At 30.4% G+C, this 16,165-nt stretch carries 14 protein-coding genes and 1 other annotated feature; of the genes, 13 read left to right on the top strand and 1 reads right to left on the bottom strand.

Features of this window, described 5'->3' with window-relative positions:
- Positions 1 to 211 precede the first annotated feature (211 nt).
- The 12 genes from Q326_RS0108020 to Q326_RS0107965 all read left to right on the top strand — a co-directional run bounded on the left by Q326_RS0108020 (position 212) and on the right by Q326_RS0107965 (position 12,712).
- A complete protein-coding gene (locus Q326_RS0108020; protein WP_026894910.1) occupies positions 212 to 1,456 on the top strand; it encodes an NAD(P)-dependent oxidoreductase in 1,245 nt (414 codons plus the stop codon).
- 15 nt (positions 1,457 to 1,471) lie between these two features.
- Positions 1,472 to 1,930 (top strand): YbaK/EbsC family protein, encoded by a 459-nt coding sequence (locus tag Q326_RS0108015; RefSeq protein ID WP_026894909.1) that lies wholly within the window; start codon positions 1,472 to 1,474, stop codon positions 1,928 to 1,930.
- A gap of 474 nt (positions 1,931 to 2,404) precedes the next feature.
- A complete protein-coding gene (gene prxU / locus Q326_RS0108010) occupies positions 2,405 to 3,001 on the top strand; it encodes a thioredoxin-dependent peroxiredoxin (protein WP_026894908.1) in 597 nt (198 codons plus the stop codon).
- Between the two features lie 262 nt (positions 3,002 to 3,263).
- Positions 3,264 to 4,418 carry a betaine/proline/choline family ABC transporter ATP-binding protein gene (locus tag Q326_RS0108005; protein ID WP_026894907.1) on the top strand — a complete coding sequence of 385 codons (1,155 nt, stop codon included), beginning with the start codon at positions 3,264 to 3,266 and terminating at the stop codon, positions 4,416 to 4,418.
- On the top strand, positions 4,405 to 5,073 hold the full coding sequence (locus Q326_RS0108000) for an ABC transporter permease (protein ID WP_026894906.1): 669 nt from the start codon (positions 4,405 to 4,407) through the stop codon (positions 5,071 to 5,073). Before Q326_RS0108005 ends, Q326_RS0108000 begins: the two co-directional genes overlap by 14 nt.
- Positions 5,074 to 5,709: an ABC transporter permease gene (locus Q326_RS0107995; protein WP_026894905.1), complete on the top strand. Its 636-nt coding sequence runs from the start codon at positions 5,074 to 5,076 to the stop codon at positions 5,707 to 5,709.
- Positions 5,710 to 5,731: 22 nt separating this feature from the next.
- Entirely contained in the window at positions 5,732 to 6,661 is a 930-nt protein-coding gene (locus Q326_RS0107990; protein WP_034601601.1) for an ABC transporter substrate-binding protein, read from the top strand.
- Between the two features lie 151 nt (positions 6,662 to 6,812).
- Positions 6,813 to 7,838, top strand: a complete 1,026-nt coding sequence (locus Q326_RS0107985) for a stalk domain-containing protein (RefSeq protein WP_026894903.1) — start codon at positions 6,813 to 6,815, stop codon at positions 7,836 to 7,838.
- 171 nt (positions 7,839 to 8,009) lie between these two features.
- Positions 8,010 to 9,128: a sensor histidine kinase gene (locus tag Q326_RS0107980; protein WP_156936274.1), complete on the top strand. Its 1,119-nt coding sequence runs from the start codon at positions 8,010 to 8,012 to the stop codon at positions 9,126 to 9,128.
- 11 nt (positions 9,129 to 9,139) lie between these two features.
- Positions 9,140 to 9,910, top strand: a complete 771-nt coding sequence (locus Q326_RS0107975) for a response regulator (RefSeq protein WP_026894901.1) — start codon at positions 9,140 to 9,142, stop codon at positions 9,908 to 9,910.
- A gap of 417 nt (positions 9,911 to 10,327) precedes the next feature.
- Positions 10,328 to 12,394, top strand: a complete 2,067-nt coding sequence (locus Q326_RS0107970) for a methyl-accepting chemotaxis protein (protein ID WP_026894900.1) — start codon at positions 10,328 to 10,330, stop codon at positions 12,392 to 12,394.
- Between the two features lie 27 nt (positions 12,395 to 12,421).
- On the top strand, positions 12,422 to 12,712 hold the full coding sequence (locus Q326_RS0107965) for a hypothetical protein (RefSeq protein WP_026894899.1): 291 nt from the start codon (positions 12,422 to 12,424) through the stop codon (positions 12,710 to 12,712).
- 20 nt (positions 12,713 to 12,732) lie between these two features.
- Here the strand turns inward: Q326_RS0107965 and Q326_RS17935 are convergent, their stop codons facing one another.
- The gene (locus tag Q326_RS17935) at positions 12,733 to 14,145 is read right to left on the bottom strand and encodes a sensor domain-containing diguanylate cyclase (RefSeq protein WP_051531310.1); all 1,413 of its coding nucleotides are present in this window, start codon (positions 14,143 to 14,145) and stop codon (positions 12,733 to 12,735) included.
- Between the two features lie 226 nt (positions 14,146 to 14,371).
- Positions 14,372 to 14,617: a binding site (T-box leader), on the top strand.
- A 128-nt stretch (positions 14,618 to 14,745) separates the two neighbouring features.
- Here Q326_RS17935 and Q326_RS0107955 point away from each other — a divergent pair.
- A complete protein-coding gene (locus Q326_RS0107955; RefSeq protein WP_026894898.1) occupies positions 14,746 to 16,098 on the top strand; it encodes a sodium-dependent transporter in 1,353 nt (450 codons plus the stop codon).
- The last annotated feature ends 67 nt before the right edge of the window (positions 16,099 to 16,165 follow it).

The raw sequence follows: 16,165 nt of genomic DNA, 5'->3' as shown, positions 1-16,165 counted from the left end.
AACCAATTGAGCAATTCTAATAATTTTCTCCCTTATTTTATTACATAATGAGATTTAAGACATATAATGTTATTAAATATGGAAATAGTATATAATTAATTGATCAAATAGTATATAATTAATGTATAAAAAAATATTTTATTGTATAATTTTTATAGGTTTGGGATAGAGGAAATGGGGGAAACAAATTATATAATAAGAGGTGGTATATATGGCTGCAAAACATATTATAGAGGAAGCCAATAGATGTCTACAGTGCAAAAATCCTAGATGTATAAAGGGTTGTCCTGTAGAAACTCCTATAAAAGAATCTATAGCAATGCTTTTAAATGGGAATATATTAGAAGCAGGTGAAAAATTGTTTTTAAATAATCCTCTGTCAGTAGTTTGTTCATTGGTTTGTCCCCATGAAAAATTTTGTGAGGGAAGTTGTGTTCTATCTAACAAGGGAAATCCTATTCAATGGAGTTCCATTGAGCATTATATTTCTGATTATTATTTAGATAAAGTAGATTTAAAACCTAATATAGATAAAAATAAAAAAATAGCTATAATAGGTTCGGGCCCAGCTGGTATAACTATATCTATAATACTAGCCCTTAAAGGTTATGATATAACAATATTTGAAATGCATGACAAAATAGGAGGCGTATTAAGGTATGGAATCCCAGGTTTTAGATTTCCTAAGGATATAGTAGATAGGATAAAGAATCAGTTGATAGAAATAGGAGTGAAAATAAGACCTAATATAACAATAGGGCCAGTAATAACTATAGATGATCTATTTAACGATGGATATAAAGCTATATTTATAGGTACAGGGGTATGGAGTCCTAAACCTTTGAGGATAAAGGGAGAGAGTTTAGGGCATGTACATTATGCAATAGATTATTTAAAAAATCCAAATGTATATAATCTGGGAAAAAAATTGTGCATAATAGGTGCAGGTAATGTAGCTATGGATGTAGCTCGAACAGCATTAAGAAAAGGAGTAAGGGAAGTATATATTATGTATAGAAAAGGTGCTGAAGAAATGTCAGCCAGTGAAAATGAAATAGATTATGCTAAACTTGATGGGGTAAAATTTGAGTATTACAAGACACCTATTGAGATAGTAGATGAGGGTATAAAATATTTAAAGACATCAAAGGTAGTAAAAGATGAAAAAGTAGAATTTATATCTGATCCAAGTAAAGAGTATTTATTTGAATCTGATTCGGTTATTATAGCGATAAGTCAAGGACCAAAAGCCAATATAGTATCTAATACAAAGGGTATTTCCATAAATAATAAGGGATTAGTATCTACTGATGAAGAGGGAAATACAACTAGGGAAGGAGTATTTGCATCAGGAGATGTGGTAACTGGAGCAAAAACAGTAGTAGAGGCAGTTAAATTTTCTAAAGGTGTAGCAGAGGCAATAGATGAATATGTTAAGGAAAAGTACGATATCTGACAAGGGGATGAAATGATGGGAGTAGAGAAGGTAAGAAGTTATTTTAAAAGTAGGGGGATAGATTTTCCTATATATGAATTTGATATCAGCACAGCCACTGTAGATTTGGCTGCACAGGCATTAGGAGTTAAACCTGCTTTAATAGCTAAGACAATGGCATTTAAATTGAAAGACAGGTATATTGTAGTTGTAACAAAGGGGGATGCAAGGATAGACAATAGGAAATTCAAAGATACCTTTTTAAGCAAGGCAAAAATGGTAAAGGCAGATGAAGTGTTAAATGTAACGGGATACCCTGTAGGTGGGGTATGTCCCTTTGGTTTAAAAGAGGATCTAGATATATATTTAGATATGACACTAAAAGAATTTGAATATGTATATCCTGCTGCTGGGACTGCCAATTCTGCAGTAAAAATAACTCCAGAGGAGTTAATGGATGTAACAAGTGGGATTGAAGTAGATGTATGCAAATAATTTATAGGCTCTATAGTTTCCTTTAATATTACTGGAAATCTATAGAGCCTATTTAAAATAGAATCGGAAGTAGCTATACCAACCACCTGACGATTTAGGTGGATTATTTAATTCCATTATCTACTCTCCTTTACTTGTTATAATATATACTATTTACTTAAATCTTTAATCTCAATGCCTTTACTTAAATTTCAAAATACAAATATCTCAAACTTAATCTAGAAGCTTAAAATATCCTTATATCTTAATGTGTTTTTTTATAAGTGGTTGGTAGGGAGCTACCGGATTCTATTATTATTTATTATATACCACAAAACACATATAATAAACAAAAAAATAAAAAAATTCAAAAAATACTGATTATGTAAAATAAAAGCAACAATATAAAGGTCAGTTTAAATAATATTTGTTATAATATAGGTATAAAGTTCTATGGTGAAATATCTAAGAATACTATATAAGGGGAGATAAGTCATGCTTATAGGAAGAAAGGCACCAGAGTTTTCTGCTGTGGGTTATTATCAGGAAGATATAAGGGAGTTTAAGCTTAAAGATTTTATGGGCAAGTGGATAATATTATGTTTTTATCCAGGTGATTTCACCTTTGGATGTCCTACTGAATTATCCAGTATAGCGTTAAAATATAATGAATTATCTAAATTAGATGCACAAGTTATGACAATAAGTGTTGATAGTCCATTTTCTCATAAAGTATGGAATGAGGAAGAATTATCCAAGATGATAGGAAATGATATGCCATTCCCTATGTTATCAGACCCAGGAGGTAAAATAGGTGCATTATATAATGTATATGATGATGAGTTAGGTATTGATTTAAGGGGAAGATTTATTATTGATCCAGAGGGAATAATACAATCAGCTGAGATATTGACCCCATATGTAGGGAGAAATCCTGAGGAATTAATAAGACAACTTAAGGCATACAGACATCACTATATAACAGGTGAATTTACACCTTCAGGATGGACTGAAGGTGAAATTGCCATAAAGCCTTCTACTAAAATTGCAGGTAGGGTTTGGAAACTATGGGATCCTAAAAATAAAGGATGAACCATTCCACATATTGGGAGAATATCAAAGGAAACTTACGAATATTTAGTATAATGTCAATTATCATTCAATCATGCTAGAAAATTGATGGATATATTGCATTAGGGTATTTTTGGTTATATTACCAATATGATAAAATTTAATAGGGGAAGTTTTGTGTTATAAGATTGAGTTTTAACTCCTTATTTTTGGACTTGTAGTTCTAAAGATTTAGGAGTTTTTTTATTGTAAGGCAGATAATCTTTGGGGGAGGATATATGACATGATAGAAATTAAGAATGTAGTAAAGGAATATCCAAAAATGGAGAGACCAGCAGTAGATAATTTATCCTTAGATATTGAAGAGGGTAAAATATGCGTTTTTCTTGGCCCATCAGGTTGTGGTAAAACAACCACATTAAAGATGATAAATAGAATCATTGAACCTACATCTGGGGCCATATATGTCAACGGAATAAATGTCTTGGAGCAGAATCCCGATGAACTTAGAAGGGGTATAGGATATGTAATACAAAAGACAGGATTATTTCCACATCTTACCGTATATGATAATATTGCTACCGTACCAAGGCTTTTAAAATGGGACGAGGAAAAGATACGGGAGAGAGTAGACAATCTTTTAACTATGGTAGAATTAGATCCAGAAGAAAATAAGAATAAATATCCCAAGGCTTTGTCTGGGGGACAAAGGCAGAGAGTAGGGGTTGCTAGGGCATTAGCAGGGAATCCTCCTTGTATGTTAATGGACGAGCCATTTAGTGCTGTAGATCCTGTAACTAGAACTCAGCTACAGAATGAATTTTTAAGAATACAGCGAAAGTTGAAGAAGACTATATGTTTTGTTACCCATGATATAGATGAGGCTATAAAAATGGGAGACAAAATAGCTATTATTGATAATGGTAGCCTTGTACAATATGATACGCCAGAAAATATACTTTTAAATCCTGTCAATGAGTTCGTGGAAGATTTTGTGGGTTCTGATAGATCCCTTAAAGTATTGAGTCTGTTAAATATAAGATCTGTAATGAAAAAGAGAGTCAATGCTATAAAACTCAATTGGGATATGGGGGAAATAAAAGAGTATTTTGAAAATAGTAAAAGAAAATGGGGACTAGTTTCTAATGATCAAAATATGATAATAGGATATATAGCTAGACAGGACTTATCTAAAGGTTCTAGTAGCGAAGGATGGAGAAGGATAGTAAAGCCAATCCATTCAAGTCTATCTTTGGATTCCACATTAAGGGATGCAATGGCACAAATGTTACAACATGATATAAGTTCTGTACCAGTGATTGATGAAGATGATAAATTTGTTGGCATAGTAGATATGAATGATATACAAAAGCATATAGGGGAGGCCTATAATGAATATGGACAGGAAGAAATGAGTGATATAAATGTCAGTAGTTAATTATTTTATAAAAAATATAGATAAGATTTGGAGATTTACAGTAAATCACTTTATTTTAATAGTATTAGCTATTTGTGCAGCATTATTGATATGGGTGTCGGTAGGGATTGTCATAAGAAATAATGAAAAATTAGCAAATGGTATATTAGGTTTTGGAAGTTTGATGATGTCTATACCTAGTATTGCATTATATGGAATACTAGTAACGGTACCAGGGTTTGGACTATCAAGGAGGAGTGCTGTTTTTGGATTATTACTATACTCTATGTTACCTATAGTCAGAAATGTTTATATAGCACTTAATCAAGTAGATAAAAGTATATTGGAGGCAGCAAAGGGAATGGGCATGTCTTCTAAGCAGATACTATTTAAAGTACAATTGCCTTTAGCTATTCCTGTTATATTGGCAGGTGTTAGAGTAGCAGTTGTAATGATGGTAGGCATAGCAACTTTAGCTGTTTATATTGGAGAGCGGAATTTAGGAAGTCTTATTGAGCAAGGTATAAGGAGAACCCATTTTGATATGATTATGGTAGGTGCTGTCCTTGTATCAATGATGGCAATCGCTATAGATTTATTAATGGGTAAATTAGAAAATAAATTAGTTTCTCCAGGTCTTGTATCAGAGGACAAAGGTGACAAGGTGGTGTCTTAGATGGAATGGAATATTGTTTTGGAAACCCTTAGTACCCAAGGTATGAAATTGCTAAAAGAACATTTGATATTAGTTGGTATTGCACTGTCTATTGGTATAATAATAGCTTTACCATTGAGTATATTGTTGACAAGGTATCCATTTAAAAAGTGGACAAAGGAAATATTATCCTTTTTAAATACTGCTCAAGGAGTGCCTAGTCTTGCTGTAGTGGCAATTTTTCTACCGATAATGGGTGTAGGTTTTGTACCCAGTGTTATTGCATTGACTTTATATGGACTTTTACCTATCGTTAGAAACACTATAGCTGGTATAAATGATGTGGATGACGACATTCTAGAGGCAGCAAAGGGGATGGGTATGTCTAATAAAATGATTTTGAGAAAGGTGGAATTACCATTGGCATTACCTGTTATTATTGCAGGTATCCAGACATCAGCTGTATTAACGGTAGGCACAGCTACAATAGCAGTTCTAATTGGAGGAGGAGGGTTAGGCAATCTTATATTTACTGGAATAAGTACCTTTAACCCTGCATTAATACTTACTGGATCCATTATGACGGCAGCAATAGCAATAATTCTAGATCAATCTATAGGATTTTTGCAAAAAAGATTATCATCCCATAGGGGATAAAATATAAGGAGGGTGTATTGATATGAGAAAATTTAGAATTACTAAATTAATATCTGTGGCATTAGCCATAGTAATGATACTTTCTTTAGCAGCTTGTAGTGATGGAAATACTAGTCAGAAGGAAGGTACTACTATAAAGGTGGCATCTAAGCCATGGACAGAGCAACTTGTCTTAGGAAGTATATTTGTGGAGTATCTTAAAGCCAATGGATACCCAGTGGAAGATCGTACGGGCTTAGGAGAAACACCTGTTATAAGACCTGCGCTACATTCTGGACAAGTAGATTTATATTGGGAATATACAGGTACTACATTAGTAAATCAAATGGGAGAAAAAAAGATTACAGAATCTCAAGAGGCATATGACAAAGTTAAAGAATGGGACAAGAAAGAAAATAATGTAGTGTGGTTAGATTATGCACTGTCTAATAATACATATACATTGATGATGAGAAATGAAAACGCAGAAGAATTAGATATAAAATCTATAAGTGACTTGGCAGACTACGTCAATAATAATGGAGATATAAAATTTGCTTCAGGTCTGAATTTTTTAGAAAGACCAGATGGACTTTCAGGGGTAGAAGAAGCCTATGGATTTAAGTTTGAAGAAGGTGATATAATACCTATGGCAGAGGGATTAACCCATGGTGCCCTTAAGGATGGCAAGGCCAATGTGGCTATGGGGTTTGCTACAGATGGTAGAATAGCAGCATTTGATTTAAGAATACTCGAAGACGATAAGAGTTTCTTTCCAGTATATAACCCAGCCCCAGTAATAAGACAAGAGATACTAGATGAGTATCCAGAGTTAGAAGAAACCCTCAATAAATTGTCTCCTTTACTAGATAATGATACCGTGATAAAATTAAATGAAAAAGTGGATGTGGACGGTGAGGAACCAGAAGATGTAGCTAAAGATTTTCTCAAAGATAATGGATTAATTAAATAAATGTAAAAACAAATATTAGCGTTCATAGATTATAAATCTATTGGATGCTAATATTTTATGTAAAATTATATTTTAGATATAAAAGCTTATTAAACATATAGTAAAAATTATGTTATTATAGTATTACAAAGGAAAAAAGGAGTGGAAAAAAATGAAGAAGAGGGTTTTATTAATAACCTTTATAGTATTACTTATGATGACCAGTGTTTCCATTGGTGCAACCTATAGTAAAACCATAACTGCTTGGTTTTATGATATTAAAATACTTCTTAATGGTAAGAATGTACATATGTCTAAAGCACCATTTGTGTATGAAGGGACTACTTATGTTCCATTGAGGGATTTGGCTCAAGGATTAGGGCTTACTGTTATGTGGTCTGATGATGGAAAGACTATAAAGCTTTTTAGTAAAGCAGATCCTAATATGCCAGTTTATCCAGTAAATCCAGTCTATCCTGTAAACCCAATGAACCCAGTCTATCCTATGTATCAGTATGAAGATGAAAAAGATGAAGAGGATATTGAAGATACTCTAAATGAAGATTATGAGGAATATGATGAAGGCAGATATGATTTAGAGTTTGAATATAATGTAAAAGAGTATAGTAGTTATATAAAAGTAGAAATGGAAGGTAAAAATTTTGAAAGAGATTCTTCTAAATGGAGCAGAAGAGATGATAGTGAATTTGAAGATTTTGTAGAAGAGATTGCTGAAGAAGTAGCAGATGAATATGATGAGGATGTAAGAATATATGTTTATGATGAAGATGACGATAGGGTTGCTAAGTATGAATATGATAATGGAAGGGATAGGATAGAAGAATTATGGTTGGCCGATGAAGACTACGATGAAGATGACTATAAAGATTATTTGGAGGATGAGTACGAGGAATACACTGAAGGAAGAGAAGATATAGAATTTGATTACGAAGTAAAAGAGTATACAAGATATGTAAGAGTGGAAATGGAAGGAAAGGATTTTGATAAGAGAGATTCTGCATGGGAAGACAGAGATGATAGAGAGTTTGAAGACTTTATAGAAGAGATTGCTGAAGACACAGCAGAACAATTTGATAAAGATGTAAAAATATATGTAAAAGATGAAGATAATTATACTGTTGGTCAATATGAGTATGATGAAAGTAAAGATGATTTTGAAGTTAAAAATCAATATTAATGAAAACCTAGCTTAAATGCTAGGTTTTTTTATTTTAATGTAAAAGAAGGAATATTTTATTAAAATATAGAAATAAAGATATAATATCTATGAACGGATAACAAATTATATGAATCCAGTATATAATTATAAAATCATTTAAATCAGGAGGAGAATTTTTTGGAGGAAAATTTGGATAGGCCGAGTATTGCTTTTGACACTTGCAATTCAATTGATTTTATGAATCAGTCTTTGGATTTTACATTGGAGATAGAAGGGAGAATAGAAGGACAAAAACTCAAATGTTATGTAAATAATATCAGCAGTTATTATACAGATTATTTAAATGCTAAAAGAGATAATATTATAAATACTAATATATTTAATATAAAGGATGAACTAATATATATATATTATGATATAGTCAATCATTTATTTGACAATCCTAGCAAGGATAGTATCAATATCTATATTAAAAAAGAAGATAAAGATTTAAAAGTAGTTAGGTTTGAAGAAGTAAAAGAAGATCATAAATGCTGGCATATTATGGCTTATCCTTTTAGAAGAAATATAGACTCTATAAAAGTCTTTATTGTTATAAGAGATAAAAGGGTATATTTAAATAAAGTAAAAGCAAAAAAGATTAGACAAGATATAAAAAATTATAATGATAAAATAAAGAATTTATCAGATATTATATCTAATTTATCTCATGTATGGAGACAACCTTTGAATAGTCTAAATTTTTCTATTATCAATCTTATAGATGAGATTGATAGTGAAGAAGAATTAGACGTAATAGATAAATATTATAATGAAATATGGGAGATTATCAAAAGTCTTTCTATGAAAATAGAAAAATTCAAATCATTTTTTGAAATGGATTATAAAAAAATAGTTTTTGATATGAATAAATATTTGGATTTAGTTTTTGAGATTATGGATGAAAAGATAAAAAAAGATCATATAAAGGTTATCCTAAATAAGGAAGGTCAAGTAAAAAAATATGGCTCTCCCAATGAGTTTGTACAAATTATGTACTTTATATGTTTTGATATAGTAGGATGTTTGAAAAACAGGTTTGACATCTATAATAGGAAATTAAATATTAAAATAAAAGCTAATAAATCTGACGTATGTATTAGTATAAATCTGATATATGATATAGAAAAATATATGGATTTTAATTTGCATTTAAATCATTTATCTATGTTTAAGAATATTATAGAAAACAAAATGAGAGGCACTATTGATTTAATAAATGATAAAAAAGAAAACAAAGTTATAATAAGTTTTCCTTTAGAGATATAGGGAGGGTGGCTATGGAAGGAATAAATGTATTACAAAAAATAAAAATATTATATGTGGAAGATGAGCCTATTACTAGAAATCAAGTATATAGATTTTTAAAAAAGAGGGTAGGAAAGACAATTACAGCAGAGAATGGAGAAGATGGAATAAGAAAGTTTATTGAATATAAACCAGATTTGATTATAACGGATTTAGTGATGCCAGATATGAGTGGAATTGAAATGATGAGAAAGATAAGACAACAGGGATTTAGATGCCCATTTATCATTACCTCTGCATTATCGGATGCTAATACTATTTTAGAAACAGTAGATTTAAAAATAGAGAAGTACTTGATTAAACCTGTAAATATAGATATACTTATGAAAAATTTGGTACAAATTGCCACTGAAATTTTAGAAGAAAAGGATTTATTGGTAATAAATAACGATTTTATATTGACAGATGATGAGAGAAGAGAGCTAGAAATAGAGATTAGAAATTTATATTCCAAATATTTAAAGAGAGTTACAGGAAAGGGAGCAAAACTTATTAATGTCTTTATAAAAGGTAAAGAGATAGAGATTATTTTAAAAGAAAACCTTACTACTTTGGAAAAGAATTTATTAGTTACAGGAGAACACTATAAAAATATTGAGATTGTTAGAAAGACTGTCTATGAGAGTACTATGGATCAAGTAGAGAAACAGATAAGTGATTTGATAAATAGAAGGGTAAAGATTCAAAGGATAGAGATATGCCCTAAAGAAAAATATGAAAGATTATTAGTGGATATTATTTGAGATATTTAATTGAATAGAAATTGACAAGATTGTATATTTGAGTTATATTATAATTGGATGCATTAAAGCAAATCTTAATAAATGGAATCAGACATACATATGTATAAGCTGTTTCTATATTAATTTGCCATAGTTTATAAATAAATAGAGACTGATAATTATGGATTAACCATTTAAAACAAATGTTATATTTGCAATTTAAATGGCCCATAATAAAGAGTTTTATATAAAACCCTTTATTATGGGCCATTTTTATTTTCAGTAATAAAGAATGGAATTTTTTATGAGCTATGAAAAAATGTGCAAAGGGAGGATAGATTATATGGACTAAAAATTATGTATTGTTATTATGTTACAAAACAAATCTTACATTTTCTAGAAGACATAGTAAAAGATAAAAAAATGGAGGTATAAAAAATGAAGAAAAGAAGTAAAAGTATACGAGGACAGTTTCTTTTTATTTCAATGATCACAATATTAATTACTGTTATTATAATTGGAACTACAGTAAGCTATAAGATTAATGCACAGGCCAAAGAAGATTATTTGATTAATTCCCATGAGGAAATGAAAATAGTGGACAAGGCTATTAATATTTTTTATGGACAAATTGATAGAAATATCAATATGATGGCAAGTCATCCAATTATAATGCAATCTGATAATAGTATTACTACATATAAAAATAATATAGAAGAAACTAATATGACTTCTTCAATAAATGGTGGTATAGAGCAAGAAATTTATCAGGTATTTGAACAATATGCAGATAGTCATCCAGGAACTATGTATATATATTTAGCTACTGAAGAAGGTGGATATATAACCTGGCCTGAATCAACGGTATCTAGTAATTATGACCCTGTTGAAAAGGTGTGGTATAAGAAAGGCATGGAAGGTAATGGACAGGTAATAAGAACAGCCCCATATAGAGACGATACTGGTACTACAATTATAAGTAATGTTCGTTCATTTACTGATGAAAATGGTAAGTTGTTAGGTACTATAGGTATAGATGTTAAACAGTCGGTTATAAGTGATATGTTAAATGAGATGAGAACAGGGGAAACTGGATTTTTTATGATAGTACATAATTCGGGTCTTATCATGGCCGATGGAAATAATCCAAATAATAATTTTAAAAAAATAAGTGCAGTTGGGATAGATGGTATAGAAAAGTTATTGGAGAAAGATACAGAATCATTTGATGTAAAAATAAATGGGGAAAAATACATAGTCAATTCTGAAATTGTAGATGGCACCAATTGGATTCTAGCATCCCTTATGTCAGAAAAAGAATTGACAGCAGATGCCAAAAGAATATCATATATGGTCTTTATTATAGCCATAGCGATGTTAGGAATAACTACATTATTAATTATTATTAGTACAAAACGAGTTACTGACCCTATAATAAAATCTTCTCAGTATCTAGAGACTATTGCTGAGGGAGATTTCACCATAGATGTAGACTCTAAATATATAGATAGGAAAGATGAGATAGGAACAATTACCAATGGAATCAATGATATGAAGAATGCATTGAAGCATTTGGTTAATAGCATTAAAAATGAATCTTCGTCAATTGAAGGAGAAGTACATAATATAACAGATAATATTGATATATTAAATAATAGATTGGAAGAAATATCTGCGACCACAGAGCAATTGGCAGCTAATATGGAAGAAACAGCAGCTTCATCTGAGGAGATGGCAGCAACTTCTCAACAGATAGAAAAGGCGGTTGAGTCTATAGCTGAAAAGTCTCAAGAAGGAGCTATAGCCGCAGGAAAGATTAGTAAAAGAGCACAGGATACCAAGAAAAATTTTGATACTGCTCAGACAAAGGCATATGAAATAATGAATGATACCAAGGCAAACTTAGAAAAGGCAATAGAAGATTCAAAGGTAGTGGAACAAATAGAGATATTGTCTGAATCTATTATGCAGATAACTGAACAAACTAATCTATTAGCATTAAATGCTGCCATAGAGGCTGCAAGGGCTGGAGAGGCTGGAAAGGGATTTTCTGTTGTTGCTGAGGAAATAAGGACATTGGCAGAGCAATCAAAGGGTGCAGTCTTAGAAATCCAAGATATAACAAATAAGGTTACAAGTTCTGTGAACAACCTTTCAGATAATGCTAACAATGTGTTGAATTTTATGTCTACTAATGTGAACAATGATTACGATATTATGTTAAATGTTGCAGAAAAATATAATCAGGATGCAAATTTTATAGATGAATTGGTAGGAGAATTTAGTGCTACTTCCCAAGAACTTTTGGCTTCTATTCAAAATATTTTAGTAGCTATAGATGGTGTAGCTGAAGCAGCCAATGAAGGAGCAAGTGGAACTACTGACATAGCTAATCAAGTTAGTGAATTGAACAATAACTCTAAAAAGGCTATGGAACAAGTTCTAAGGTCAAAGGAAAGTGCAAAGAATTTAAAAGATGAGACATCTAAATTTAGAATAGAGTAATTTGATTAGTGGAAGGAGATATAATTGGTGGAAGATCAAATAATCAACACTTATAAAAAACTCAATAGAGTAAGTATATTGCCTAGGAAAAGTATAATTAAAAAAGATAGATATAATAAATTGACATCATATATCAACTGTACAATATCATTATTTATAGATGATAATTATATTGATTGTATATTGTTTGCAGGTAGAGCTAGAAGAGAGTTAGAAAAACTTAAAAGGTTTAAGCAAAATTTTGACGAAGAGTATTTCAGTTTGTGTGAAGAATATCTAGAATTATTATTTCAATTTATGTGGAGAGAATGTGTTTAGCAAAGAGGGATTGGAATTGATTATATCCAATCCCTCTTTTCGTTATTATTATTTAATAGATCTTTATAAAAAGAATAGGAATTTTTTCCGCTATTTTTACAACTATACATAGCCATATCAGCCATTTTTATAAGGGATTCTATTTTGTTACTATCATCGGGATATGTACTTATTCCAATACTTGTAGTCAAATATACCTCTTTATCATGTACAGTAATAGGTAAGCTGAATTCATCTATAATTCTATTGGCTATCCTAGTACCTTCTTCTATACCGGCATTTTTTAATACTATTATAAATTCATCACCTCCAAATCTACATATGAAATCACTATCTCTTAAAATATTTTGAAGTCTTTTAGATGCATTAATAAGGACAAGATCTCCGAAGTTATGTCCTTCATTATCATTTATATATTTGAAATTATCTAAATCCAATAGCATTAGGGATATTTTGGATTTGCAATCATTTATTAGATATTTTAAGTGTTCATTCATACGGGCTCTATTTGGTAATCCAGTAAGTATATCATGATATGCCATATGTTTGACCTTTACTTCTAACCTCTTTCTAGATGTTATATCTATAAATACAGCATTAAGTTTATTTATTGAATTATATTGATTTTTTAATATGTTGATACGTACTTGAACCCATTTTATTCCTGATTTTGGATGTTTTATTCTGAATTCTACATTAAGAATATTTTTGTTTAACAATTTATTTATTGAATCATATATTATGTAATGATCCTTTTCATGGACTATATTTTGCCATGGAATATTATTTATTAAATATCCATTAATATCAATACCTACAAGCTTTTCAAATCCTTTAGATGATTCAATATGTTTTGCAGACAGATCATATGTGACTGTTGCTATATGAGCTTCTTTTAATACATTTTCTAGTTGAGGTTGACTATTTAAAGCATTGATTTTCAGGTTTTTATTTATTTTAATAGAACAACTTAAAAACATAATAAGATATATTGTAAAAGATATAAAATATATTATATCTATATTACTAATATTTGTAGATATTAGACTTCTAAATTTTAAAAATGTATATAAACATATGAAAAGTGTATATATACTTGCCAAAATTATAGCTTTATAATTTTGATAAAAAGAACTTATTATTAAAATCATCCATAACAGCACGAAGTTTATTAGATATGGGAAATTTAATATCAATATAAAGACATATATGGATATAATAGTTATAGTTAGATACATGGCTTTAATAGCCCAATTTTTTTTTATAATCAAAACAGATAAAATGGCACAGAATAAAAATTCTATATGTTGATTTATAATCATTAAATCTTTATGTACAAATACATTAATTATTCCAGATACTAAAGCTACTATCCACAACAACTTAAGTATATTGATATTTTTCTTGTAAATGTCTTCTTTTATATTATCCACTTATATCGCAACCTTTCAAAAAATAGGACTATGAGACTATTTATATATAAATTTGACAATAGATATATAATTCCTCTTTTTTTTGGAAAACTTTAGATTAATTTTAGATTGAACAAGTGTATAAGGATAAGTATATATCTGAATATTACGAAAATAAAGTTTCTTGTTGACAAAGACATGTGAGTTATATATAATACTCATTAAAATATTAAAACAAATTAATATTTTAATGGCAAAGATGGAGAGAAAGATATCTTTATTTTAACTATAGAGAGCTGATGTATGGTGGAATTCAGTGTTAAGAGAGATATGTAATGATCACTCCAGAGCTTTTAGGGTGAAAGGTCTTAAGATTGATTAATTCTAAACGGTTGTTACCGATATATAACTATATGGTTATTTGACCTGATAAAGAGACAATGTTAGTTTGTGATTTAGGGTGGTACCGTGGAGACAATCCTTCACCCCTATGGAATATAGTGATATTCTATTGGGATGAAGGATTTTTTTATTATATAAAAGAGGAGGGAAATACTTAACAAAAGATATATTCAGAAAATAACAATTATTCAGAATGGAATATAGAAAGGATGATATGAATTGGGAAACAAAGGACAAAGGGATGGATTTGGTAGCAAATTAGGGATAATAGCAGCAGCAGCAGGATCTGCTATAGGTTTAGGGAATATATGGAGGTTTCCATATCTCACTGGAGAAAATGGAGGAGCAGCATTTTTATTTGTATATCTAATATGTATAATAGCTGTGGGGCTTCCTGTAATGCTTGCAGAGTTTGTAGTAGGGAGAAGATCTCAAAGGAATGCCATAGGTGCTTTTAAAAAATTAGTACCAGGAACACCATGGGTATTGGCAGGTTGGTTAGGAGTAGCAGCGGCATTTATTATTTTATCATTTTATGGTGTTATAGCAGGATGGACATTGGATTATATATTAAAGAGTTTAACAAATGGATTTGCAGGCAAAAGTCCAGTAGAATTAGAGCAGATGTTTACGACACTTATATCTAATCCAGTAAAACCTGTGGTCTTTCAGTTGATATTTATGGCATTGACAGCAGGCATAGTTCTTACTGGGGTCAGCGATGGTATAGAAAAATTTGCAAAGGTACTTATGCCAATGTTGTTAGTAATTATAATTATATTGGATATAAGGGCAGTAACTTTAAATGGAGCTTCGCAAGGACTAAGCTTTTTATTTAGTCCAGACTTTTCTAAGATTAAACCTGATATGGTATTGGCTGCATTGGGGCAGGCATTTTTCTCTATGAGTTTGGGTATGGGTATAATGATAACCTATGGATCATATATAGGGAAAAAAGAAAATTTAGGCACAACAGCACTCAGCGTAAGTATTGCGGATACACTTATAGCATTACTTGCAGGTATAGCTATATTTCCAGCAGTTTTTGCATTTGGGATAGATCCTAATAGTGGACCGGGATTAGTATTTATTACTTTACCAAATGTATTTAATCAAATGGCAGGGGGACAAATATTTGGAATATTATTCTTTATGCTATTGGCAGTTGCAGCTTTAACTTCTACTATGTCTCTGATGGAGGTAGTAGTTGCGTATGTAACAGAGGAATTTAATATGTCTAGAAAAAAGACTACTATATTGATAGCATCGTTGATATCACTATTGGGAGTTTTTGCATCACTATCCAATGGAACCATATCCCATATAGATTTCTTTGGATATAATTTATTTGATTTTCTCGATTTTGTGACATCTAGTTTCTTCTTAACAATAGGGGCATTTATTATAAGTATTTTTGTGGGATGGTTTATGGATAAAAATGCTATTAGAGATGAAATTACCAATGGTGGAACCCTTAAAGTGGCCTATATGGGAGCATTCAATGTATTAATAAAGATAGTAGCTCCAATAGGAATAGCATTAGTATTCTTAAAGGGTATTGGATTTATGTAAATTATTTAATAACTCTATTGTTTAAACCTTTACAAATCAATAGAAATGCAATAATATATTTCATATA

Source organism: Clostridiisalibacter paucivorans DSM 22131 (assembly GCF_000620125.1).
In the GTDB taxonomy this organism is placed as follows: Bacteria; Bacillota; Clostridia; order Tissierellales; family Clostridiisalibacteraceae; genus Clostridiisalibacter; species Clostridiisalibacter paucivorans.
The sequence above is the reverse complement of the archived record's forward strand: the minus strand, read 5'-3'. Positions and strand labels throughout refer to the sequence as shown.

Coding starts and splice junctions, on each gene's coding strand:
- Q326_RS0108020 (WP_026894910.1), top strand. CDS start 212: ATGGCTGCAAAACATATTATAGAGGAAGCCAATAGATGTCTACAGTGC.
- Q326_RS0108015 (WP_026894909.1), top strand. CDS start 1,472: ATGGGAGTAGAGAAGGTAAGAAGTTATTTTAAAAGTAGGGGGATAGAT.
- prxU (WP_026894908.1), top strand. CDS start 2,405: ATGCTTATAGGAAGAAAGGCACCAGAGTTTTCTGCTGTGGGTTATTAT.
- Q326_RS0108005 (WP_026894907.1), top strand. CDS start 3,264: ATGATAGAAATTAAGAATGTAGTAAAGGAATATCCAAAAATGGAGAGA.
- Q326_RS0108000 (WP_026894906.1), top strand. CDS start 4,405: ATGTCAGTAGTTAATTATTTTATAAAAAATATAGATAAGATTTGGAGA.
- Q326_RS0107995 (WP_026894905.1), top strand. CDS start 5,074: ATGGAATGGAATATTGTTTTGGAAACCCTTAGTACCCAAGGTATGAAA.
- Q326_RS0107990 (WP_034601601.1), top strand. CDS start 5,732: ATGAGAAAATTTAGAATTACTAAATTAATATCTGTGGCATTAGCCATA.
- Q326_RS0107985 (WP_026894903.1), top strand. CDS start 6,813: ATGAAGAAGAGGGTTTTATTAATAACCTTTATAGTATTACTTATGATG.
- Q326_RS0107975 (WP_026894901.1), top strand. CDS start 9,140: ATGGAAGGAATAAATGTATTACAAAAAATAAAAATATTATATGTGGAA.
- Q326_RS0107970 (WP_026894900.1), top strand. CDS start 10,328: ATGAAGAAAAGAAGTAAAAGTATACGAGGACAGTTTCTTTTTATTTCA.